This window comes from Kaistia soli DSM 19436, assembly GCF_900129325.1.
Classification (GTDB): domain Bacteria; phylum Pseudomonadota; class Alphaproteobacteria; order Rhizobiales; family Kaistiaceae; genus Kaistia; species Kaistia soli.
Genome location: NZ_FQUP01000005.1, coordinates 80,580 through 101,931, shown reverse-complemented (window position 1 = coordinate 101,931; position 21,352 = coordinate 80,580). Strand labels below are relative to the sequence as shown.

General features: G+C 64.2%; 20 protein-coding genes and 1 tRNA gene. 8 read left to right on the top strand and 13 right to left on the bottom strand.

Features of this window, described 5'->3' with window-relative positions; all coding sequences use genetic code 11:
- Window positions 1-46 precede the first annotated feature (46 nt).
- Window positions 47-1,135, bottom strand: a complete 1,089-nt coding sequence (locus BUB39_RS20050) for a COX15/CtaA family protein (RefSeq protein ID WP_073057307.1) — start codon at window positions 1,133-1,135, stop codon at window positions 47-49.
- Between the two features lie 196 nt (window positions 1,136-1,331).
- On the opposite strand from BUB39_RS20050, the gene BUB39_RS20045 reads away from it, so the two are divergent.
- Entirely contained in the window at window positions 1,332-1,538 is a 207-nt protein-coding gene (locus BUB39_RS20045) for a DUF2842 domain-containing protein (protein WP_073057303.1), read from the top strand.
- Here BUB39_RS20045 and BUB39_RS20040 read toward each other — a convergent pair.
- Complete coding sequence (locus BUB39_RS20040) at window positions 1,498-2,583, bottom strand: polysaccharide deacetylase family protein (RefSeq protein ID WP_073057299.1); 1,086 nt, start codon at window positions 2,581-2,583, stop codon at window positions 1,498-1,500. The genes BUB39_RS20045 and BUB39_RS20040 overlap by 41 nt on opposite strands.
- A gap of 114 nt (window positions 2,584-2,697) precedes the next feature.
- Here BUB39_RS20040 and BUB39_RS20035 point away from each other — a divergent pair, with 114 nt between their 5' ends.
- Window positions 2,698-3,936 (top strand): GNAT family N-acetyltransferase, encoded by a 1,239-nt coding sequence (locus BUB39_RS20035; RefSeq protein ID WP_073057296.1) that lies wholly within the window; start codon window positions 2,698-2,700, stop codon window positions 3,934-3,936.
- On the opposite strand, the gene BUB39_RS20030 is transcribed toward BUB39_RS20035, so the two are convergent.
- Window positions 3,933-6,074: a GumC family protein gene (locus BUB39_RS20030; protein ID WP_073057293.1), complete on the bottom strand. Its 2,142-nt coding sequence runs from the start codon at window positions 6,072-6,074 to the stop codon at window positions 3,933-3,935. The genes BUB39_RS20035 and BUB39_RS20030 overlap by 4 nt on opposite strands.
- Before the next feature lie 185 nt (window positions 6,075-6,259).
- On the opposite strand from BUB39_RS20030, the gene BUB39_RS20025 reads away from it, so the two are divergent.
- The 5 genes from BUB39_RS20025 (at window position 6,260) to BUB39_RS20005 (ending at window position 11,313) form a co-directional block, all read left to right on the top strand.
- The gene (locus BUB39_RS20025; protein WP_073057290.1) at window positions 6,260-6,826 is read left to right on the top strand and encodes a polysaccharide biosynthesis/export family protein; all 567 of its coding nucleotides are present in this window, start codon (window positions 6,260-6,262) and stop codon (window positions 6,824-6,826) included.
- Window positions 6,804-7,991, top strand: a complete 1,188-nt coding sequence (locus BUB39_RS20020) for a glycosyltransferase family 4 protein (protein WP_342169478.1) — start codon at window positions 6,804-6,806, stop codon at window positions 7,989-7,991. Before BUB39_RS20025 ends, BUB39_RS20020 begins: the two co-directional genes overlap by 23 nt.
- A 135-nt stretch (window positions 7,992-8,126) precedes the next feature.
- Window positions 8,127-9,623: an undecaprenyl-phosphate glucose phosphotransferase gene (locus BUB39_RS20015; RefSeq protein WP_073057283.1), complete on the top strand. Its 1,497-nt coding sequence runs from the start codon at window positions 8,127-8,129 to the stop codon at window positions 9,621-9,623.
- Window positions 9,620-10,939, top strand: a complete 1,320-nt coding sequence (locus tag BUB39_RS20010) for an O-antigen ligase family protein (protein ID WP_073057280.1) — start codon at window positions 9,620-9,622, stop codon at window positions 10,937-10,939. Before BUB39_RS20015 ends, BUB39_RS20010 begins: the two co-directional genes overlap by 4 nt.
- Window positions 10,940-11,040: 101 nt before the next feature.
- A complete protein-coding gene (locus BUB39_RS20005; RefSeq protein ID WP_073057277.1) occupies window positions 11,041-11,313 on the top strand; it encodes a helix-turn-helix domain-containing protein in 273 nt (90 codons plus the stop codon).
- A 240-nt stretch (window positions 11,314-11,553) separates the two neighbouring features.
- Here the strand turns inward: BUB39_RS20005 and BUB39_RS20000 are convergent, their stop codons facing one another.
- The 9 genes from BUB39_RS20000 to BUB39_RS19960 form a co-directional block, all read right to left on the bottom strand.
- A complete protein-coding gene (locus BUB39_RS20000) occupies window positions 11,554-12,219 on the bottom strand; it encodes an outer membrane protein (RefSeq protein ID WP_073057274.1) in 666 nt (221 codons plus the stop codon).
- Between the two features lie 709 nt (window positions 12,220-12,928).
- Window positions 12,929-13,297 carry a YybH family protein gene (locus tag BUB39_RS19995; protein WP_073057271.1) on the bottom strand — a complete coding sequence of 123 codons (369 nt, stop codon included), beginning with the start codon at window positions 13,295-13,297 and terminating at the stop codon, window positions 12,929-12,931.
- A gap of 115 nt (window positions 13,298-13,412) precedes the next feature.
- A tRNA-Pro gene (locus BUB39_RS19990) sits at window positions 13,413-13,489 on the bottom strand.
- Window positions 13,490-13,608: 119 nt separating this feature from the next.
- The gene (locus tag BUB39_RS19985) at window positions 13,609-14,448 is read right to left on the bottom strand and encodes a MerR family transcriptional regulator (protein WP_073057571.1); all 840 of its coding nucleotides are present in this window, start codon (window positions 14,446-14,448) and stop codon (window positions 13,609-13,611) included.
- A 65-nt stretch (window positions 14,449-14,513) separates the two neighbouring features.
- Window positions 14,514-14,843: an integration host factor subunit alpha gene (locus BUB39_RS19980; RefSeq protein ID WP_073057268.1), complete on the bottom strand. Its 330-nt coding sequence runs from the start codon at window positions 14,841-14,843 to the stop codon at window positions 14,514-14,516.
- Window positions 14,844-14,979: 136 nt separating this feature from the next.
- Window positions 14,980-15,957, bottom strand: a complete 978-nt coding sequence (locus BUB39_RS19975) for a beta-ketoacyl-ACP synthase III (protein WP_073057264.1) — start codon at window positions 15,955-15,957, stop codon at window positions 14,980-14,982.
- Window positions 15,954-17,015, bottom strand: a complete 1,062-nt coding sequence (gene plsX, locus BUB39_RS19970; protein WP_073057261.1) for a phosphate acyltransferase PlsX — start codon at window positions 17,013-17,015, stop codon at window positions 15,954-15,956. Before plsX ends, BUB39_RS19975 begins: the two co-directional genes overlap by 4 nt.
- Before the next feature lie 120 nt (window positions 17,016-17,135).
- The gene (locus BUB39_RS19965; protein WP_073057259.1) at window positions 17,136-17,672 is read right to left on the bottom strand and encodes a YceD family protein; all 537 of its coding nucleotides are present in this window, start codon (window positions 17,670-17,672) and stop codon (window positions 17,136-17,138) included.
- A complete protein-coding gene (locus BUB39_RS19960; RefSeq protein WP_073057257.1) occupies window positions 17,672-18,220 on the bottom strand; it encodes a ubiquinol-cytochrome C chaperone family protein in 549 nt (182 codons plus the stop codon). Before BUB39_RS19960 ends, BUB39_RS19965 begins: the two co-directional genes overlap by 1 nt.
- A gap of 228 nt (window positions 18,221-18,448) precedes the next feature.
- Here BUB39_RS19960 and BUB39_RS19955 point away from each other — a divergent pair, with 228 nt between their 5' ends.
- On the top strand, window positions 18,449-18,961 hold the full coding sequence (locus BUB39_RS19955; RefSeq protein ID WP_073057254.1) for an outer membrane protein assembly factor BamE: 513 nt from the start codon (window positions 18,449-18,451) through the stop codon (window positions 18,959-18,961).
- Between the two features lie 147 nt (window positions 18,962-19,108).
- Here BUB39_RS19955 and BUB39_RS19950 read toward each other — a convergent pair whose 3' ends face one another.
- Window positions 19,109-21,244, bottom strand: a complete 2,136-nt coding sequence (locus tag BUB39_RS19950) for a sodium-translocating pyrophosphatase (protein ID WP_425292926.1) — start codon at window positions 21,242-21,244, stop codon at window positions 19,109-19,111.
- Window positions 21,245-21,352 lie beyond the last annotated feature (108 nt).

Sequence of the window (21,352 nt, the reverse complement as noted above, 5' to 3'; positions counted from 1 at the left end):
GCCTATCGCCGATGCACCTGACATTGGCAAGCGCGCGCCTGCAGCCTCAATCGTCGATCGGGATCGGCGGCGACAGGGCCCGGCGGTGCGAGACGGCAGCGATGAGCACCACGGCCGCACCGAACTGATGCGTCAGCGCCACGTCGATCGGCACGACCATCAGCAGTGTCGCGATGCCGAGCCCTGCCTGGGCCAGGACCAGCACTGCAAGATGCCGAGCCCGCCGCGCCGCACGGCTGCCGCGCGCCAGGCGGAAACTCTGGAAGGCATGCACCAGCGCGCCGACGAGAAGCAGATACGCCACCATGCGGTGGTCGAACTGCACCGTCATCACGTCCTCAAACACACTCCGCCACATCGGGTCATACTGATAGACACGGCTCGGGATGATGGCGCCGTCGATCAGCGGCCAGGTGTTGTAGGTGAAGCCGGCATCAAGGCCTGCGACCAGACCGCCAAGGAAGATCTGCATGAAGACAAGCAGGACCAGGAACGTTGCCATGCCCTTCAACGGTGCGGTCTCGACGGCCGCATCGCCATCCGGCGGTGCGAGTCCGCGCCGGATCCAGACCGCTGCGGCCAGGATCAGGCAGGCGATGAGGAGATGGGTCGCCAAACGGTACTGGCTGACATCAACCCGGTTGACGAGGCCGCTCGCGACCATCCACCAGCCAATGCCGCCTTGCAGTCCGCCCAACACGAACAGCCCCAGGAGCGGCGGCACCAGCTTGCGCTCGATGCGTCCAGTGAACCAGAAGAAGAGCAGCGGCAGAAAGAACACGACGCCGATCAGTCGGCCGAGCAGGCGGTGTCCCCACTCCCACCAGAAGATCGACTTGAAGGCGTCGAGGCTCATGCCCTTGTTGAGCTGCTGATATTGCGGGATCTGCTGGTATTTCGCGAACTCTTCCTGCCATTCGGCCAGGTTGAGCGGCGGAATCACCCCGTGGATCGGCTTCCATTCGGTGATCGAGAGGCCGGAATTGGTGAGGCGCGTCGCGCCGCCGACCACGATCATCGCGATGATCATGATGATCACCGCACCCAGCCAGGCGCGGATGAGCGCCCTGTCGCGCCGCCGGTCCCGCAGCTTCGCAGGAGCGATCGATCCGGCAACCTCTACGCTGTCCGTCATCTCGAACCCTCGCCTTTCCCCCGGCAGCAGCCACTTAGCGCCGCGGGGACGCCGCGACAATCGGCTTCTCGTCGCAGGCAGCGCGGACGGCAACCGGCGCAGAGCGTGGACAAGACTTGTCGCCATGGGCTCTATGGGGATAGACGATGCCCCCACCGACTATACCCAGCCACCGAACCCCGACCCTGGAGCCGAAATGCCTGAGCGCCTTCGCAAGTTCATCGGCATGGTGGTGCTGGTTGCCTTCGTCATCATCTACGCCCTGGTCGTGGTGACCATCCCGATCCAGAATGTCCCGGGTGCGCTGATGTGGCTTGCCTATGCCACGGCAGGTTTGCTGTGGGTCCTGCCGGCCGGATTGATCATCGCGTGGATGCAGAAGCCACGACCGCCACGGACGTGATGCCGCGGAGGCGTTTCACGCCGCGTTCGAGGGCGAACGGCACGCCGGACAGCAGCAGGTCGATATAGCGGATCGCCTGGAAGCCGCCATTGACGGAAATCCGTGGCAGGGCGAACGGCGCCTCGCCGCCTTGAAGGACGCCGCGCTGCGTCGTCACCCCGGTTTCGAAGCCAAGCTCCTCGGCAAGTGCATATTCGCGCGGCCCAGCGGCAGAGGCCGAGCCATAGGGATAGGCGAAGTGGCGCGCTGTGACACCCGCGGCCTCGAAAAGACGGATCCGGCTCTCCTCCATCTCCAGGCGAGCACGCCCCGCATCGATGCGTGACAGCGCATAGTGGCCGACTGTATGCGCGCCGATGGTCGCCAGCGGACATCGGGCGATTGCCCGCACTTCTTCCCAATCGAGCATCAGGCTGTTGGCGAGCGTCCTGGCATTTACGCCATGAATCGCGGCCATCCGCGCGACGGCACGCCGCTGTTCATCCTCGTCGCATGTCGTGAGCTGACGGATGACAGCTTCGAGCGCCGCTTCCTTTTCGCGAACCGATCCGGCGGGCAGATCAAGCTCGCTGTCGCCAACGCGGCCGCAGATTCGCGGATTGTGGGCGACGATCTCACCGACGATGTCCCACCACGGGATTGCGGTTCGGTCGATCAGCCCCGTCGCGACATAGACGGTGAACGGAACGGCCGCCGCCTTAAGCACCGGATAGGCCTCGGTAAGATTGTTGCGGTATCCGTCATCGAAAGTCAGGACGACGAAGCGCCGTCCGGGAGTGGAACCTGCAAGCCTGCGCATGGCTTCATCGAGATCGACGATGTCGATGTCGCGTTGCTGCAAATGGCGAATGACGGCGCCGAGGAAGTCGGGAGTGACGTCGAGATGCCGATTGGGATGGAAGCGGCCATGTCTGGCGCTGCGAACGTGATGAAACATCAGAATTGCGCCCAGCCCGCCGGTCAGCGGGGCGGCGATCTCATGCGCACGGCTCCAGTAAAGCGCATTGAGGGCAGTCTTGATCCCGAGCTTGCTCAGTCCGGTCATGCTCGCTCGGCGATCCACACGATTTCCATCCAGATGGAGACTCTTCACGAATATGTTAACAGCCGGTTGACCAGCATGAACCGCGGCAGTGACCGTTTTCGCGGAGCTTGGTAAATGAACGGCGCGACGCGCGAAAGGGCGGCACCGAATACCGACGGCACCCGTCCCGCCTTGGAATTCAACCACCTGTCGATCAGCGTCCACGCCGAGGCAAGCGAGATCGAGGCTGACTGGCGCGCGCTGTTCGAAGATGCCGGCACCACCGTCTACCAGTCGTTTGATTGGATCAACTGCTGGCTCGCCACGGCGGCGCGGGCCCTCGGCATCCGCCCAGCCCTTGTCGCCATGCGCTTCGAGGGCCGGCTGGTGATGCTCATGCCGCTCGGCGTCGAACGCATCGGCCCGCTGCGCGTCGCCCGTCATCTTGGCGGTGAGCACGCCAATATCCGGATGCCGCTGGTCGCCACCGATTGGCGCCTGTCAGCAGCGGAGGCGGCGACGAACCGATTGCTGGCCCGCGTCGCTTCTGCGATCGGCGGTGTCGATCTGTTCGATTTCGATGCCCTGCCCGTTGATCAGCCGGGAACGCCGCTCTTTCTCGCCGCGCATCCTGCGGCGCGGCCGGCCCGAATCAATGTTGGGACGCTTGCGCTCAAGGCGGATTTCGCGGCGCTTCTCGCCGAACACCGCGGTGCCAAAAAGAGCAAGAAACATCGCTGGCAGAAGAACGCGCTCGCGTCCGTTGGCGGATACCGCCTGCGCCGTGCCGAAAGCCAGGCCGACGCCGAGGCCATGTTCGACGCCTTCCTCGCCGAAAAGGCGGCCTGGTTTCGTCGCAAGGGCATCGCCGACAGCTTCGCGGAAGCCGGAATCGCACCGTTCTTTCGGGCGCTCATCGCGCGGCGCTGGGCCGGCGACGGCAACACCGTCATCGATATCGACGCGATCGAATTCGATGGCGCCTTCCACGCCATCCTTGGCAGCGGGACGGCGTCCGGCAGGCAGAGCGGCTATTTCCTTGCCGTCACCGATGACGAATGGCGCCGCATCAGTCCGGGCGAACTTCTCATCCATGACGTGGTCGCTGCCGCCTGCGCCCGCGGCACCGCGTGCCTCGATCTTGGCCGGGGCGAAGAGCGGTACAAGGCGTCCTGGCTCGACCAGCCCGAACGCCACGTGCGCCTGCTGCGGCCAGTCACGATGGCCGGACGCGCCGCTACGCTGGTCCTCTTGGGACGTGATGCGATCGAACGAAGCGTGCGCAACGACCAGCGCCTCTGGCGACTGGCGACACGGCTGCGACGGCTCCGTGCCGACGCACAGGCACCGGCCGACGACAATCGCGACAGTTAGGCGGCTTCCGTTTTCGGATCGGGCGCTTCGCCCTCCGGCGCCGTATCGGCGATGAGCAGCAGGATCTCCGCCTTGGTCGCCGCCGTAAAGGTCTCGTGCGCCGTCAGTGTGCGCGGATCGCTGGCGAGGGCCTCGGCAACCAGGACGATTGTCGAGGCCGTTGGCGCGAGCGCCTCAGCCATATCGCGGTCGACGTCGAGAAGGATATGGTCATAGGTGGCGTCGAGTGCGTCGAGGATTTCAGCGAGGCGCGCGTCGCCGGCTAGCCCTTCTGGCAGCGGCTCCGTGCCGCGCGGAATGATGTGGGCACGCGACGAACGATCGCGGAAGATCGCCTGCGCGAAGGATACTTCGCCGGCCAAGAGATTTGAGAAGCCCGTCAGCCGTTCGCTTTCCGGCGCCATGGCAGCGCCGTCGGCGCCATCGGCGTGGAGATCCACCAGCAGAACACGATTGCCGCGCCGCGAGAGCTGGCGCGCCAGGGCAACGGCAGCCAGCGGCCGTCCAGCGGCCGGCGGCTCTGCCATCGTGACGACCAACCGATGCGAGCGCGTCGCGACGATCCGGTCGACAAGTGCGCGCAACGAATCCTGCATGTCCGGCGGCAGGACTTGCGGCTGCGCAAAGGACGGCGCGGCCGGCATCATCCGGCGGACGTCGCCTCCATCGGACCAGCGCATCCGCCCATCGACCGGAAGCCCGGGCTCTGCCGGTTCTGGCGGCTCGACGATGACCCGGCGGAGCGCCCGCCCACTCATCAACTCGCGGACCATCACGAAAGCCAGCGAAAGCAACAGCAGGGCGACGGTAGCCGCAGCGGTGATCGGCAGCCTCCTGGGGAAGGATGGCTCGAGCGGGACGGCAGCGCGGGAGATCACGCGCGCATTGGCAGGGAGATAGTCTCCATCCTGACGCGATGTCGCCTCGCGATACCGCCGCAGATAGCCTTCGAGCAGCTCGCGCTCGGCGACGGCTTCGCGCTCGAGCGCCCGCAGCTGGACCTCCGACCCATTCGACTGCGCCGTCGCAACTTTGGCGCGGTCGATATCTGCGGCGATCTCCACCTCCCGGGCCTTCGCCGTGGCGACCTCGCCTTCGAGGCTGGAAAGAACCTGGCGGGCCGCCTGCCGGACCTGGCTATCGAGATCGGCCAGCTGGGCGTTCAGTTCACGAATGCGGGGGTGCGCCGGCAGCAGTGTCGCCGAGAGCTGCGCAACCTGGGCACGCAACGAGACCTGCTGCTCGCGCAGACGCTGGACGAGCGACGAGTCAAGAACCTCGGGAATGTCGAAATCACTGCCGGCAGCGAGCGCCTTGCGCACCTGCTCAGCCTTGGCGTCCGCCGATGCCCGGGCCGCCTCGAGCCGTGCCATCTCGGTGTTGAGATCGGAGAGCCTCTGCTGCGGCAGCGACACGTTGTTATTCTGCCCGCCCATGAAAAGCCCGCTCTCGGCGCGGAAGGTTTCGACCTTGGCCTCGGCCGTATTCACGCGCGCCCGGAGCGCACCGATCTGCGAGTCGAGCCAGCGCGTCGCATCGGCGTTGGCGACACGCGTCGCCTCGCGCTGCAGCGCGAGATATTCCTCGGCGATCGTATTCGTGACCTTGGCCGCCAGCACCGGATCGGACGATGAGAAGGAAATGTTGATCACGCGGGTCTTGTCGACGGAATAGACCTCCAGCTTCTCGGCAAACCGCTGCAGGACGCGCTCTTCACGCACCGAATCGCCAGAAGGCTTGCCGAGGCCGACCTTGGAAAGCAGCCCGTTGATGAAGTCAGAGACAGGCGTCGCGTAGAATTCCGGCAGCTTGTCGAGCTGCAGTTTTGCGACGACCGTCATCGCGAGATCACGCGAATCGATGAGCTGGACCTGGCTGGCGACGCCCTCGGCATCAAGCAGCGCGCGCGACTCCTCGGTATCGCCGCCCGTCTGGGTGATCGATGATTCTCCCTTTTCGATCAGGACCTTGGTCTCGGCCGTGTATCGTGGCGTCACGAAGGAGAGGCCGACATAGAGCCCGACTGCGAACAGAAGGAAGAGCGGCACCAGGATCGGCAAGGCACGCCCGAGCGCGCGCATAAGGGCGCGCATGTCGAGCTCGACATCGTCGATAGGTCCCAAGCGGCCGTCGCTCATCGCGGATTTCTTCCCGTTGGCTTTCGCGCGATCATGGGAAAATAGAGTAACCGCCGGGTTAATGACGCGCGGCGCATGATCCACCGGATAAGCAATCGCTAACCATGTCGTCGCTATTTTACCGGTAATTAACCACGACCGGGGGAGAGTCCGGCAAATGCTCCTCAAGCCGGGAACGCCCGCCGATGCGTCTCGTCCTCCTTATCCTCAGCCTCATTGGCGCGACGCTGCTCGGCGGCTGCGCGAAGAGCTACCCGCCGCCTGATGCGACCACCTATTCGGCGCTGATCGCTCCCTATCGTCTCGACAGCGGCGATCGCCTGCGTGTTGTCGTGTTCGGCCAGGCAGATCTTTCGAGCACCTATCTCATCGACCAGGCCGGCTATATCTCGATGCCGCTGATCGGCGCTGTCGCGGCGCGCGGGCGCTCCGCCCAGCAGCTGGAGGGTGAAATCGCCGGCAAACTGAAATCCGGGCGCTTCGTGCGCGACCCCGACGTCTCAGTGGAAGTTGATCGCTACCGGCCGTTCTTCATCATGGGCGAGGTCACCAGCGCCGGGCAGTACCCCTATGTCACCGGAATGACCGTGCAGACGGCGGTCGCTATCGCCGGTGGGTTCACCCCGCGCGCGCAAAAGTCCGATGTGGACGTGACACGCCAGGTGAACGGCAAGGTCACCACCGTGCGGCTTCTGCCGACCCAGCCAGTGATGCCTGGGGACACGGTCAATGTTCGCGAGCGCTTCTTCTGACGCTATGGCCGACGGCGTTGCCTCGCATCAGGACGGGCGGCTGCGCATCGTTCATTGCTTCCGGTCGCCGGTCGGCGGGATTTTCCGCCACGTGCGTGATCTCGTTCGCGCACAAACGGCGGCAGGCCACGAGGTCGGCATTGTCTGCGACGCCGCGACGGGCGGCGCGCGCGAAGAGCAGCTCTTTCGCGAGATTGCCCCGGTCCTCAGTCTTGGTCTGCAGCGCGTTCCGATGCAGCGGCAGATCACGCCAATCGATATCATCACGCTGACACGCCTCTTCCGGCGCGTCGGTAAACTGGATCCCGACGTGATCCATACCCACGGCGCCAAAGGCGGTGTGTATGGACGCGCGATCGGAACGCTCTTGCGGGTCTCTGGTAAACGCGTGGCCCGCATCTATTGCCCGCATGGCGGCAGCCTGCACTATGACGCCCGCACCAGCGCCGGAAAGCTCTTCTTCGGCCTTGAGCGGCTCATGGAGCGCATGACGGACGGCTTCGTCTTCGTCAGCCATTATGAGGCCGATGCTTTCGCGGTGAAGGTTGGCCCACCTGAAAAGCCGTTCTGCATTGCACCGAACGGGATCGAGCCCGAGGAATTCGCTCCCCTGCCGGTACGTTCGGACAAGGCGGAGTTCCTCTATATCGGCATGATGCGTGACTTGAAGGGCCCCGACCTCTTCATAGAGGCGTTGAGTCTCATCCGGGATCGTCGTGGGGCGGCGCCCACCGCGCTTATGGTCGGCGACGGGCCAGACACGGGGCGGTACCAGGCCAAGGCCGCGGCGCTCGGGCTCGCCGACATCGCCTTTCATCCGGCCATGCCCGCTCGAAGCGCCTTCGCGATGGCGAAGCGGATTGTCGTGCCTTCGCGCGCCGAATCGATGCCCTATATTGTGCTGGAAGCCATTGCCGCCGGGCTGCCCATGGTAGCGACAAGGGTCGGTGGCATTCCGGAGATCTTCGGGCCGCAAGCCTCTGACCGGCTCGTCCCGCCCGGCGAGCCGCCTCTCCTTGCCAGCGCCATGGAAGCTCTGCTCGACGATCCCGCAGAGGCCGAGGCGGACGCAGCGACATTGCAGGCCTCGATCCATGACCGCTTCTCGGTCGGCACCATGGCAGCGACGGTTGAGGCTCTCTATGCGACGGCTCTTGCGCGATGATGAAACGCGGCATTTCCAGCGTCGCCGATCGTGCTTCAGGCGTCCCGCCGCTAAAGCGTCCCGGCAAAAGCTTTTGTTAGCCTCAGGCTGCTAACTGTCGGCGGATCGGGATCCGGCCACCAGTGTTCGCGTAAAATGGCTGCAGAGACAGAAGGTCGTTTGGACCAGCCTGGCCGCCCACCGGCCCTGGGGCAGGAAGCGCTTGCCGTCGCCCAGGCCATGTCGAAGCGCTCGCTCGCACCCGCCATCTTGGCGAATTCCGTCCAGGCATTCGAATTCTTTGCACTCCTGTTCATCGGTGCCCTGCTGCGCGATCTCGTGGGCCTGGGCCTCGATTCGGCAGGATGGCTCGGCTGGATGGCGATCGTTCTGGCACCCCTGCTGACTGTCATCATCGCCCATTCGAACGGCTCCTATCTCATTCCGGCGATGCGCGATGGCGTGGGGGCACTTTCGCGAATGCTCGCGATCTGGACCGGCGTCATCCTGATGCTGGCGGCTGGGGCGTTCCTGCTCGATGTCGGCAGCGACGGCGCGCCGCGCTGGATGCTTCTTTTCTTCCTCTCCGGATTGGCCCTGCTTCTCGCCGAACGGACAATCCTTGCGCATCTCGTTGCCGGTTGGACGCGACAGGGCCGCTTCGACCGCCGCGCCGCCATCGTCGGTGGCGGCGACGAGGCGGCGGCGTTGATCGCGGCTCTGGCGGTCGAATCGCCCGATATCCTCGTCTGCGGTGTGTTCGATGATCGAGGCGTCGAACGGTCATCCGAACGCACCGACGGTCCCCCAAAACTCGGAACAGTCGCCGAACTAGTCGCTTTCGCCCGCATCGCTGAGATCGATCTCGTCATCGTCTCGCTGCCGCAAAGCGCCGAAAGCCGCCTGCTTGAGATCCTGCGAGCGCTTTGGGTCCTGCCGGTCGATATCCGGCTGTCAGCGCTCGGCGCACGCCTGCGCTTTCGGCCGCGCGCCTATTCCTTCATCGGCTCGATCCCGTTCCTCGACCTCGCGGACCGCCCGATCAGCGGCTGGAGCGCTGTGGCGAAGCGTAGCTTCGACCTCACCGTCGCCGCCCTCGCGCTCATCCTGCTATCGCCGCTGATGCTCCTCACGGCGCTCGCGGTGCGGCTCGATAGTCCGGGGCCCGTCCTCTTTCGCCAGAAGCGCTACGGCTTCAACAACGAGGTAATCTCCGTTCTGAAGTTCCGTTCGATGTACCATCATATGAGCGATCCCAGCGCGAAGGTGGTGGTGACGCGGGGGGACCCGAGGGTGACGCGCGTTGGACGGTTCATCCGCCGCACCTCGATCGATGAGTTGCCCCAGCTCTTCAACGTCCTTTCCGGAACACTCTCGATCGTCGGTCCGCGGCCGCATGCGGTGAATGCGCATACGGCGCAGCAGCTCTGGGACGAGGTCGTGGACGGCTATTTCGCGCGCCACCGCGTCAAGCCCGGCATCACCGGCTGGGCCCAGATCAACGGATGGCGCGGCGAGATCGACTCGCCGGAAAAGATCCAGCGCCGCGTTGAACTCGATCTCGAATATATCGAACGCTGGTCGGTGCTCTTCGATCTCTACATCGTCGCGATGACGCCGCTCAGCCTGCTGCAGGGGGAGAACGCCTATTGAGCAGCAGGGTCACGAGCGCGCGGCCCGCACCGCAGGGCATCCCGACACGCTTCATCGGCAATGCCGCCATCGCCGTGCTCGTCTTTCTGTCCGGCTTCGTGATGGTCGAGCCGGCGCCTTCCGACCTGCTGCTTTGCCTGGTGGCGCTCGTCTGGGCCTGCTGCGGCCTCACCTTCACCAGGCCGATGCTGCCGCTGATCGTGTTGCTCGCGCTGTATTGCGCGGGCGGACTGTTGTCCTTTACGCAACTTCAGGCATTCCAGAAGCCGATCACCTATATGGCCACGACGATATTCCTCGCGATCTCGTCGATCTTCTTCTGCGCCGTTGTTCAACACGATACCGCGCGACGGATGCGCATCATCGAAAAGAGCTATGTCCTCGCCGCGGTGATCTGCGCGACTGTCGGCATTCTCGGCTATTTCGGCGCCATCCCGCATGCGGACCTCTTCACGCTCTATGATCGTGCGAAGGGCGCCTTCAAGGATCCGAATGTCTTCGGCCCCTTCGTCGTGCTCCCGCTTGTCGTGCTGGCGAGGGCCATCCTGACACAGCCGATCCATCGCTCGGGCTGGGCGATCCTCGGCGCGATGATTCTCTTCCTGGGGCTTTTTCTTTCCTTCTCGCGCGCAGCCTGGGGCCTCGCGGTCCTGGCCATGCTGGTGATGACGCTGCTCGTCTTCGCGACCGAGCCGCGCACCTCGAAGCGGCTGCGTATGACGGCAGCGCTCGCCGCCGCCCTGCTCGGCGTGGTCTTTCTTCTGGCAGTCGCGATCTCGATTCCTGCGGTTCAGGAACTCGTCATCCAGCGTGCCCGGCTGGTTCAGGACTACGACGCCTCGCGCCTAGGCCGGTTTGAACGCCACATCATCGGCTTCTTCCTGATCCAGGAGCACCCTCTCGGCGTCGGGCCGTTCCAATTCGGCCTCGCGCTCGGTGAAGATGAGCACAATATGTGGCTGAAGGGCTTTACCGTCTATGGTTGGCTCGGCGGCTTCTCCTACATCGCCCTCGTCATCTGGACCTTGGTCATCGCAACGCCCCTTGTCGTTCGCAAGCGGCCGTGGACACCCTTTCTGCAATGCATTTATGCTGTCTATATCGGCCATCTGCTGATCCACAACGTGATCGACAATGATCACTGGCGTCATCTCTTCCTGATCTATGGGTTACTTTGGGGCGCCTATGCGGTGGAACGATCGCTGGCGCGGCGAAGCAGCCTTTGGCGCACGCCCTATGTCACGGCGGGAGTGCCTGCCGACGCGCCGTCGCCACAGCGCATCTTCGGTCCGGTCGCCCTGCCCCGCGCGCCCTGACGCTCACAGCATCTGTCGCCCGGAAACATATCCGACTTATTTCGTGAACCATTTCCGGCCTGTCGCATTGGACCTTCAGGTTCCAACCCAGGAGGATCGACATGCTCAACGAATTCGACCCCGGCAAATACGAGCTGGCGGCTGCGGTGCGCGGCGATACCCCAATCGATCCGGCTATGACTGGCCATGATGACGAACCGGCATCCGTGCAAGCCCTTCGGGAAATGCGCGGGCTCGGCATCGTCGAGCTGGCCGGGCTGGCCGGCATCCTGCCTGACCATCTCCGCGCGATCGAAGCGGGCGTCGAGCCGACGACTCCCGAGCGGCAGGCGATAGCCGCTGCTCTCAATGTTCCGGTCGACCGCATCGCCTGATACCAACGCGACGATCTCGTAAACGAAAACCGCCCGGCACGATGTGCCGGGCGGTTTTCGTTTGGAGCGGGAAATGATCAGTTCGCGCAAGGCGGACGCTAGCGGAGCGGCAGGGCGATCAAAACATTGCAGCTGCAAAAGCCCACGATGGGCAGAGCTGACCCTCTCGCAGAAGTCGCGGCATAAAAAAATGGCCCAGCTTACGCTGGGCCATCCTTGAACACTTAGCGTGTCAGACGATCAGAACTTGTAGTTCAGACCGACCTTGACGACGTTGGTGGTGTTCTTCAGCTCGATCGTGCCGATGGCATTGCTGATGTCGTAGGCAGCCGAACCGAGATCGAAGTAATCATACTCGGCGAAGCCGGTGATGTTCTTCGTGAAGGCCTTTTCAAGACCGGCACCAACGGTCCAGCCGGTTGCCCACTTGGAGTCCGAGAAGACCAGCGAGTCGATGTTGGCCTTGGTCTCGCCGTAAGCGAAACCGCCCTTGACGTAGGGCAGCCAGGTGTCGATCGCGTAACCGGCGCGAACCGTGGTCGAACCCAGCCAGTTCAGGTTGGCGTTGACGCCGACCAGGCCCGGGATCACGTCCTGACCGGTGGTCAGGTTCGTGTAGGCGAGATCGGTCTGGACGCCGAGGACGACCTGATTGATCTGGTAGTTGTAGCCGGCCTGGACACCACCGAGGACGCTGCTGGCATTGCCGAAAGCGTCCTGCCAGATGTTGGTGCTGAAATCGCCCCAGGCGCCGCCGCCATGGACACCGACGTAGAAGCCGGACCAATCAAAAGCTGCGGGAGCAACCACGGGGGCCATCGGAGCGGGCTCCATGGTCAGGTCGGCGGCGGAGGCTGCGGCGGTCAGCGCCAGCACAGCCACACCTGCAAGAAGAACACGCTTCATTTGAAATCTCCAAGTTTTACACATTGGGCCTATCAACCCCCCGTGCGAATTGCGGCCTCGGACTGAAACATACGCCCATCCCGCCGGCCTTCAAGAGCGATCTGTGATGGTTAGCGCTTCGGTCTGACAGTGTTGCTAAAGTGCTTCACAATGACCGTAAGTATAGCTAACAAACAACTAAGACCGGATTGGCGGCAGCCATATCCGATCTAGAGCGACTTCTCGTCCCGAAAACGGGCAAAATTGAGATCGGTTCCAGATCGCCAGCCTCCAGGCCGCGCCGATGCCCCCTGATAGGACAGGATCTGCCTCTGACGCGCCCTGATTCAGATCAAAGCGGAAGATCGAGCCTTCGAAAAAGGGCTGAATTCTGCGCTTTTGCGAGCCATCGCGCCTGTTGCGTGCCATTTTGACAACAGTCCCGGCAATCCAACTTCACGCCCCCGTGAGGCGGCGACGCCCTGGCCGGTAGGCCGAATGTCCCATCTCAACTCATCAAATATCCTACGCCGCGCCACATTTGCGACCAGTCGAAATGCGGCGCGTGCCAGCCCGCGAGACGAGAGCAGAGTGCGGCAGGACGACCGCAGCCTATAAGGTCATTTTGCGGAGCTTAGGATTTAGTTAGGAAATTCACGCCCGACAGATCGCTATGCTTGCCTGCCGCCGGGAAGACTCTGACCCCGGCCGCAGGCGCGCTCGGCAGCATCTAGATGCCGACGCGTGGCGAGCCATGGTGCTGCGCGATCCGCCAGTCGCCCGCGCGCCGAACCAGCATCCAAGTCATCCGATAGGGCATCGGGCTATCGCCGTCGGCGAAGTCGACATGCCCGGCCGTGGCGGCAATATCGGGCGCGAGCTGCAGCACCGTCGGCATCGGATAGCTCACGACATGCACGCCCGGCGGTCGTCTGGCGAAATAGGTGCGAATGACGGCCCGCCCGACATGCAAGGTGTCCACGGAGCCGAACAAGAGTGCGTCTTCCGTATAGAGCGCCATATGCGCATCGAGATCGCGGCTGTTGAAGGCAGCGATCCATTGTTCAAGGAGACTCTCGATCGTCGATGTGCGGCTCATAGCATCCTCCCCATGCCCGTTTCCCGCAGCCTGTGACGACCCGCGCGAAGAATCAACAGCACCGTCGGCACGACCCGACCGGCATGGAGCTGGCATCTGTTAGCTTTGAAGAAAATGGTCGGAGTGGCCGGATTTGAACCGACGACCCCCTGTCCCCCAGACAGGTGCGCTACCAGGCTGCGCTACACTCCGATGCCGCGGCTGCCCGAAGGAGGGCCGAACGGCGGGGCCTTGGCCCGCCGCGAGCGACGCGCCGCTGTTAGCACGACTTTCAGCGCCTTGTCACCGGCTATTGCGAGCCATCCACGTCTTCAGCGTGCGTGATCGAGGATACGCTTGCATTCGAGCAATTCGACCAGCGCTGCCTGAAGCCGGTCGATGTCGTCGCCGGAAAGAGACGGAGGGCTCGTCGGGTGCCCGGATGGCAGCCCGTCGTCATCCTCGGTCGGCGGTGCGAAGGAGCGGATCGCCGGGCCTTCGAAGGCGTGGTTTCGGGCGGCGGCCGGCTTTTCATAAGTGGGTGAAGGGGGCGGCGGCGGCGCCGGGTGCACGGCCTGAGGTGGCAGATAGACCTCGGCCTCGTCAGGCTCATCCGGCGGTGCCGCAGGGATTCGCGACGCGGGAGCGGTGGTAAAGTCCGGCTCGCTCCGCTGCGGGGATGCGTGCAGGTCCGAACGGCCAAACGAGGGCGACGGCCGATCCGTCAGAACCGGCTCGCGCCGCCCCCCGAAAAGCGGCTCGCGGCGCTGCCCGGCTCCCGGATCGACATAGGGTGCAGCCCCACGGGCCTCTCGTCCCTCGTCAACGAGAATGCCCTCGGGCACATCGCCTTCGAATTCGGGCTCGAAACGGTGGCCCGGCGGGGCCGGATCCAGCGCACCGCCCTGACCGGCCAGGACGACCTGACGCGCACCCTGCTCTTTCAGGATGCGCTGGACGCCCTTGATCGTATAGCCCTCGCCGTAGAGAAGCTTGCGGATGCCGCGAAGAAGATCGACGTCGTCGGGCCGATAATAGCGGCGCCCGCCGCCGCGCTTCATCGGACGGATCTGCGAGAACCGCGTTTCCCAGAAGCGCAGCACATGCTGTGGCAGGTCGAGTTCCTCGGCCACCTCGCTGATCGTCCGGAACGCATCGGGACCCTTGGACAAGGCCTGACCCTCGGACATTCAGTTGCACAGCCGGCGCGACGGGACGTCGTCGCCGGGTCGTCAGTTCAGGCTTCGTCGTCCGGCGCGTGACCGTTCGGCAGAAGCGTGCCGTTGATGCGCTGCTTCAGCACATTGCTCGGCTTGAAAACCATGACGCGGCGTGGCGAAATCGGCACTTCCTCGCCTGTCTTCGGATTGCGGCCGACCCGCTCGCTCTTCGACCTGACGATAAACGAGCCGAACGAAGAAAGCTTGACCGATTCGCCGCGAATGATGCACGCGCTGATTTCGTCGAGAACCAGTTCGACCAATTCAGCCGACTCGGTGCGCGAAAGCCCGACCTTCTGGTAGACGGCCTCGCAAAGATCGGCACGCGTAACCGTCTTGCCTGCCATGGTCTTGTTTTCCAACCTCTCCCCCGGGCATTCGAGAACCTCGTCTCGAAGCGGGAAGCCTATTGCGGGACCGGGGGCTGGTCAACGACCTTCATCGTAACGCGCGGGGAAACAAGACGATTTCAGTATCGTCCGGTCACCAGCGCAACAGCGCCGATCCCCAGGTGAAGCCGCCGCCCATCGCTTCGAGCAGCACGAGATCGCCCCGCTTGATCCGTCCGTCCTCGCGCGCGACCGAGAGCGCAAGCGGGATCGACGCCGCCGAGGTGTTGCCATGATCGGCGACCGTGCGCACAACCTTCTCGCTCGCAATGCCCAGCTTCTTGGCGCTGCCGTCGATGATGCGGATATTGGCTTGGTGCGGCACGAACCAGTCGACGTCCTCGGCGCTGTATCCGGTCGCGCTGAAGGCATCTTCGATCACATCCGTGATCATGCCGACGGCGTGCTTGAACACTTCGCGGCCCTCCATGCGGACATGGCCGACCGTCCCCGTCGAGGACGGGCCACCATCGACATAGAGCTTCTCGCGATGGCGGCCGTCCGAGCGGAGATGCGTCGTCAGAACGCCGCGGTCCTCGCGCGTACCGTCCTGAACCGACGCGCCGAGCACCACGGCGCCGGCGCCGTCGCCGAACAGCACGCAGGTCGTGCGGTCCGTCCAGTCGAGAATGCGCGAGAAGGTTTCGGCGCCGATCACCAGCACATGCTTTGCCTGGCTTGCGCGGATATAGGCGTCGGCCGTCGCGAGGGCGAACACGAAACCCGAGCAGACGGCCTGCAGGTCGAACGCGGCGCCATGCTCCATGCCGAGCTTCTTCTGCACGGTGACCGCGGTCGAGGGGAAGGTGTCGTCCGGCGTCGAGGTCGCGACGATAATCATGTCGATCGAGCCGATCGAAAGGCCCGCATCGGCAAGGGCGGCCACGGCCGCTGCCGTGCCGAGATCGGAGGTCAGCTCGCCCTTCGCCGCGATGTGGCGCGAGCGGATGCCGGTTCGCTGGACGATCCACTCGTCCGAGGTCTCGACCATGGTGGAGAGCTCGGCATTGGTGAGCGCGCGCTCGGGCAGATAGCTGCCGCAGCCGAGCACGACCGAACGGATGAAACTCACTTGGCTTCCTCGATGACAACATCGGCGATGTCGCGCGCGAAGCCCGCGCGGTGATAGTCGCCGAGGTCCTGGTTGATTTTTGTCAGCAGGCCATTCTTGGCCATGCTGTAGCCGACCTCGATGGCATTGGCGTAGCCGACGCCATCGGTGCCGCCATGGCTCTTGATGACGATGCCGTTGAGGCCGAGGAGCACGGCGCCATTGGACGAGCGCGGATCCAGCTTCTGGCGGAGTTCGCGAAATGCCCCGCGCGCAAAGAAATAGCCGATGCGTCCCATCAGCGTGCGGCTCATCGCATCGCGAAGATGCGACGCGATCTGCCGGGCGGTTCCCTCGGCGGTCTTGAGCGCGATATTGCCGGCAAAGGCTTCGGTCACGACGACATCGACCGTGCCGCGGCCGATATCATCGCCCTCGACGAAACCGATATAATTGAGGTGGTCGAGATTGGCCTCCTTGAGGATTTGTCCGGCGACGCGGACCTCCTCAAGCCCCTTCATCTCCTCGACCCCGATATTCAGAAGACCGACCGAGGGGCGTTCCACATCAAGCAGAGCACGCGCCATCGCGCCGCCCATCATGGCGAAGTCGATCAGTTGCTGCGCGTCGGCATTGATCGTGGCGCCGACATCGAGCACCACGCTTTCCCCACGCAGCGTCGGCCAGAGCGCCGCCAGCGCGGGGCGCTCGATGCCAGCCATGGTGCGGAGACAGAATTTCGACATCGCCATCAGCGCGCCGGTATTGCCGGCGGAGAGAGCGACATCGGCCTCGCCCTTCTTCACAGCCTCCAGCGCGCGCCACATGCTGGATTTCCAGCGGCCCTTGCGCAGGGCCTGGCTCGGCTTGTCGTCCATCTGGACGGTGATCTCGCAATGCGTGAACGTCGAGACCGCCTTGACGCGCGGATAGGCCTCGAGAAACGGCCGGACGACCGCTTCCTCGCCAAACAGCTGAAATTCAAGATCGGGTCGGCGAACCAGCGCGATATCGGCACCGGCGAGCACGATCGACGGCCCATTGTCGCCGCCCATGGCATCGATCGCTATTTTCACCATGGCAGTCTTTCAGAGCCTCGAAGCAGTCGCGAGAAGGCCGGCGGATGCGCGCGGGCGGCGCTGGAAAATACCCGTTTCGGGGGGAGAGACAACCCCATCGGACGGAGCGCCGCAGGAAGCCTAGTCCCTCTTCAACTGCGAGAGGGCCGCAAAAGGCGAAGTTGAACCGTTGCCATCCTCGGCAAGCGCCGCCGCGAGATCAGCACCGGGCGCGCGCGGATAGGGATCGAGCGCCAGCGCGAGTTGCTCCGTCGCGATGGCGCCGAGATCGAGCGTGTTGCCAATCAGCGGATCGGGCGGATCATCCGCGTCGACATCAACGATCACCTCGGCCTCCGCCACCGTCTTGGGATCGGCGGCCTGCGCTTCCGGCGGCAGGAAGGTCAACGAAAAGCGCTGGTCGATTCGCTCAGGAACCGGCTCCAGCGTCACGATGCACGCCTGCACCGCCTCGGCGATGAGGCGCCCTTCGAGTTCGAGGCCGACTCGGTTCCACGGCCTGATCACCATCCGCGCTTCGAGCTTGTCCAGCCCGAGGATGCCGAATGACGCAGCGATCGCCGCGCGCTCTTCAGGACTGGCAGTGATCTGCTCGGTTCGGCCCGAATCGTTGATCCTGCGGATATCGACAGGGCGACTGAAGGGGATTCGATCCATCACGTGGCCTCCGGCGAGGAGAGTTCGGGAAAGGCGATTCGGCCGGCGAGAATCGCGTCGACCGGCTGCTCGGCCGCCTGCCGGGCCGCGGCTTCAACATAGGCTGCAAGTTGCGGGACGGCCCGGTCGCCGTCGCCATCGGGAAAGATATTGCGCGCCAGCGCATCGCGGAGCGCGGCGGCGTCGCCGGCCGTCAGCGCCGAATCATAGGCGCCGACACGGCCGTAGAAGGCCTCGGCCATCTTCTTGAGCTTCTTCGGGACGCCCATGTCGGTGACGCCCATCTCGCGCAGATTTCGGTCCATGTCCTTCAGGAAGATGTCGAACACGTCCTGCCCGATGCGGCGATGGTCCGTATCCTCAGTCTTGAGCCGATAAAACAGCAGGAAGCCGTGCAGCACGATCATGTCGAAACGGCCATCCAGCGTGTCGGGCACGCCGAAATCGGCATAGAAGGCCGGTTGGCGCGCCTGCGCCACGATGGTGCCGTAAAGGGAATATGCTATGGCTTCGTTGCGGCGGCGGCGCGCGAACAGTCGTTGAAACACCGAATTGTTCTCCGAAAGGCTGGCCGGCCGCAGCCGGATTGCTTCCGATCCACCGAAAATGGGTCTCTCGGGCGCTACCGCAAGCGGGCTTCGCCATGGCGAGGCCAATTGTCACGAGCCCTAGCGCAGGCTAGGGAGATTGCCAACCCGTTCGATGGGCTGGCGGAGACCGGAAACGGTCGCCGGTCCCGCGCGGGTCGGACATGCGAATGGTGCCAGGAGAGCAGAATGCAGTTTGGCGTTTCTGACCAGCGGTTCGACATTGCCCGCGTGGGCCGGGTCGGAGTCGTGCTGCTTGCCGTCGGCATGGCGGCCGGGCTTGCCGGTTGCAAGACCAATGTCGCCGGCGGCCTGAACGAGACTTATCACTCCGGTTTTGTCCCCCCGGCCAATGCGCTTGAGCAGATCCCGGTTGGCGCCAGCCAGGACCAGGTCCGTATCGTGCTCGGGACGCCGTCGACGACGGCCGAGTTCGGCGGCGATGTCTGGTACTACATCTCGCAGACACGCGTTCGCCGCGTCGCCTTCCAGAACCAGAAGATCGTCGACCAGCGCGTCCTCGCGATCTATTTCGACAAGGACCGGAACATCGAGCGCGTCGCCGATTACGGCCTGAAGGACGGCAAGATCTTCGAATTCATCACGCAGACCACGCCGACCGGTGGCAAGGATGCCGCCTTCCTCGAGCAGGTCCTCACCGGCGCCCTCGGCGTCGGCGCGAGCAACCCGTTCGGCGGCTGATCGCGTACAAACCTCAAAGCCCTCGGCCATATCAGGCCGAGGGCTTTTTCTATTGAAGCGTGAAGCACTCCCTGACGACCGCCGCCGGAAAACGCCTCGCTCTCAGCGCGGGTGATGGAGCCGGGGCGTTGCTGCCCCGGCACCCTTTCAATGATGCGCCAGCACCGCGAGCAGCAGCAGCGCAACGATGTTGGTGATCTTGATCGCCGGGTTCACTGCCGGGCCGGCCGTGTCCTTGTAGGGATCGCCGACCGTGTCGCCTGTCACCGAGGCCTTGTGCGCGTCCGAACCCTTGTAATGGGTTTGGCCGTTGGCATCGGTGAAGCCATCCTCGAACGACTTCTTGGCATTGTCCCAGGCGCCACCGCCTGATGTCATCGAGATCGCCACGAACAAGCCGGTGACGATGACGCCGAGCAGCATGGCGCCGACGGCCGAGAAGGCCTCGCTTTTGCCCGCGATCCAATAGATCGCGAAATAGACGACGATCGGCGCGAGCACCGGCAGCAGAGAGGGAACCACCATCTCGCGGATGGCGGCCTTGGTGAGAATGTCGACCGCCTTGCCGTAGTCCGGCTTGTCGGTACCGGCCATGATGCCGGGCTTCTCGCGGAACTGCCGCCGGACTTCCTCGACGATCGCGCCAGCGGCACGGCCGACGGCGGTCATTGTGATCCCGCCGAAGATGTAGGGGATGAGGCCGCCGAGCAGCAGCCCAACCACGACATAGGGGTTCGACAGCGTGAAGTCGGGAATGACGCCCTTGAAATACTGGAACGCCGTCGCCCCCTCCTTGTTCGCCTCCGCGATAAAGTAGGTCAGGTCGTAGTTGTAGGCCGCAAACAGAACCAGCGCGCCGAGACCGGCCGAGCCGATCGCATAGCCCTTGGTGACTGCCTTGGTCGTGTTGCCGACCGCATCAAGCGCATCGGTCGACTTACGCACTTCCTTGGGCAGGCCGGCCATTTCCGCGATGCCGCCGGCATTGTCGGTGACCGGCCCGAAGGCGTCGAGCGCCACCACCATGCCGGCAAGACCGAGCATGGTCGAGACGGCGATCGCCGTGCCGAACAGGCCGGCGAGCGAATAGGTGACGATGATGCCGACGACGATGATCAGCGTCGGCACCGCGGTCGCCTCCAGCGAAACGGCAAGGCCCTGGATGACATTGGTGCCGTGGCCGGTCACCGAGGCTTGGCTGATCGAGCGCACCGGGCGATAGCCGATGCCGGTGTAGTACTCGGTGATCCAGACGATGCCGCCGGTGACAGCGAGACCCGCAAGGCCGCAGAAGAAGAGGTTCAGCCCCGTGATGCTCGCCCCGCCCACGGTGCCGATCTCGCCCCAGCCAATGAAGAGCTGAGTCGCGATGGCAAGCCCGACGATCGACAGCAGCGCCGAGGCGATGAAGCCCTTGTAGAGCGCACCCATGATCGACTGGTTGGCGCCGAGCTTGACGAAGAAGGTGCCGGCGATCGAGGTCAGGATACAGACGGCGCCGATGCCGAGCGGAAACAGGATGATCGTCGGCAGCATCGGCGAGGCCGCGAAGAAGATCGAGGCGAGAACCATGGTGGCGACGAGGGTCACCGCATAGGTTTCGAAAAGATCGGCTGCCATGCCGGCGCAGTCACCGACATTGTCGCCGACATTGTCGGCGATCGTGGCAGGATTGCGCGGATCATCCTCGGGAATGCCGGCTTCGACCTTGCCGACGAGGTCGCCGCCGACATCGGCGCCCTTGGTGAAGATGCCACCGCCGAGACGGGCGAAGATCGAGATGAGCGAGGCGCCGAAACCGAGCGCAACCATCGCGTCGATCACGACTCGATCGTTCGGCTGATAGCCGGCGAAGCTGGTCAGCACGAGGTAGTAGACGGCGACGCCGAGCAAAGCGAGGCCGGCGACCAGCATGCCGGTGATGGCGCCAGACTTGAAGGCGATCTCCAGCCCCTCGGCAAGACTCTTCGTTGCCGCCTGGGCGGTGCGGACATTGGCACGAACCGAGACGTTCATGCCGATGAAGCCCGTGATGCCCGAGAGAATCGCCCCGATGGCGAAGCCGATGGCGACCGTCAGCGACAGCAGCCAGGCAACGATGATGAAGATGACGACGCCGACGATGGCGATTGTGAGATATTGCCGCCTGAGATAGGCGCTCGCGCCCTCGCGGATGGCGGCGGCGATCTCCTGCATCCGCGCCGATCCGGCGTCGGCTGCGAGCACAGACTGCGTCGCCCATGCGCCATAGGCGAGAGCCACCAGCGCGCATAGAATGATCAGATAAATCACGTTCTCATTCCTCCCTGCCCGGCTCGTTCTGTTGACGCTGGCGCGTCAAGCCGGCCCAAACTGCAAGGGGAAAAAGCACCGTTCCTCCCGGCTCGATCC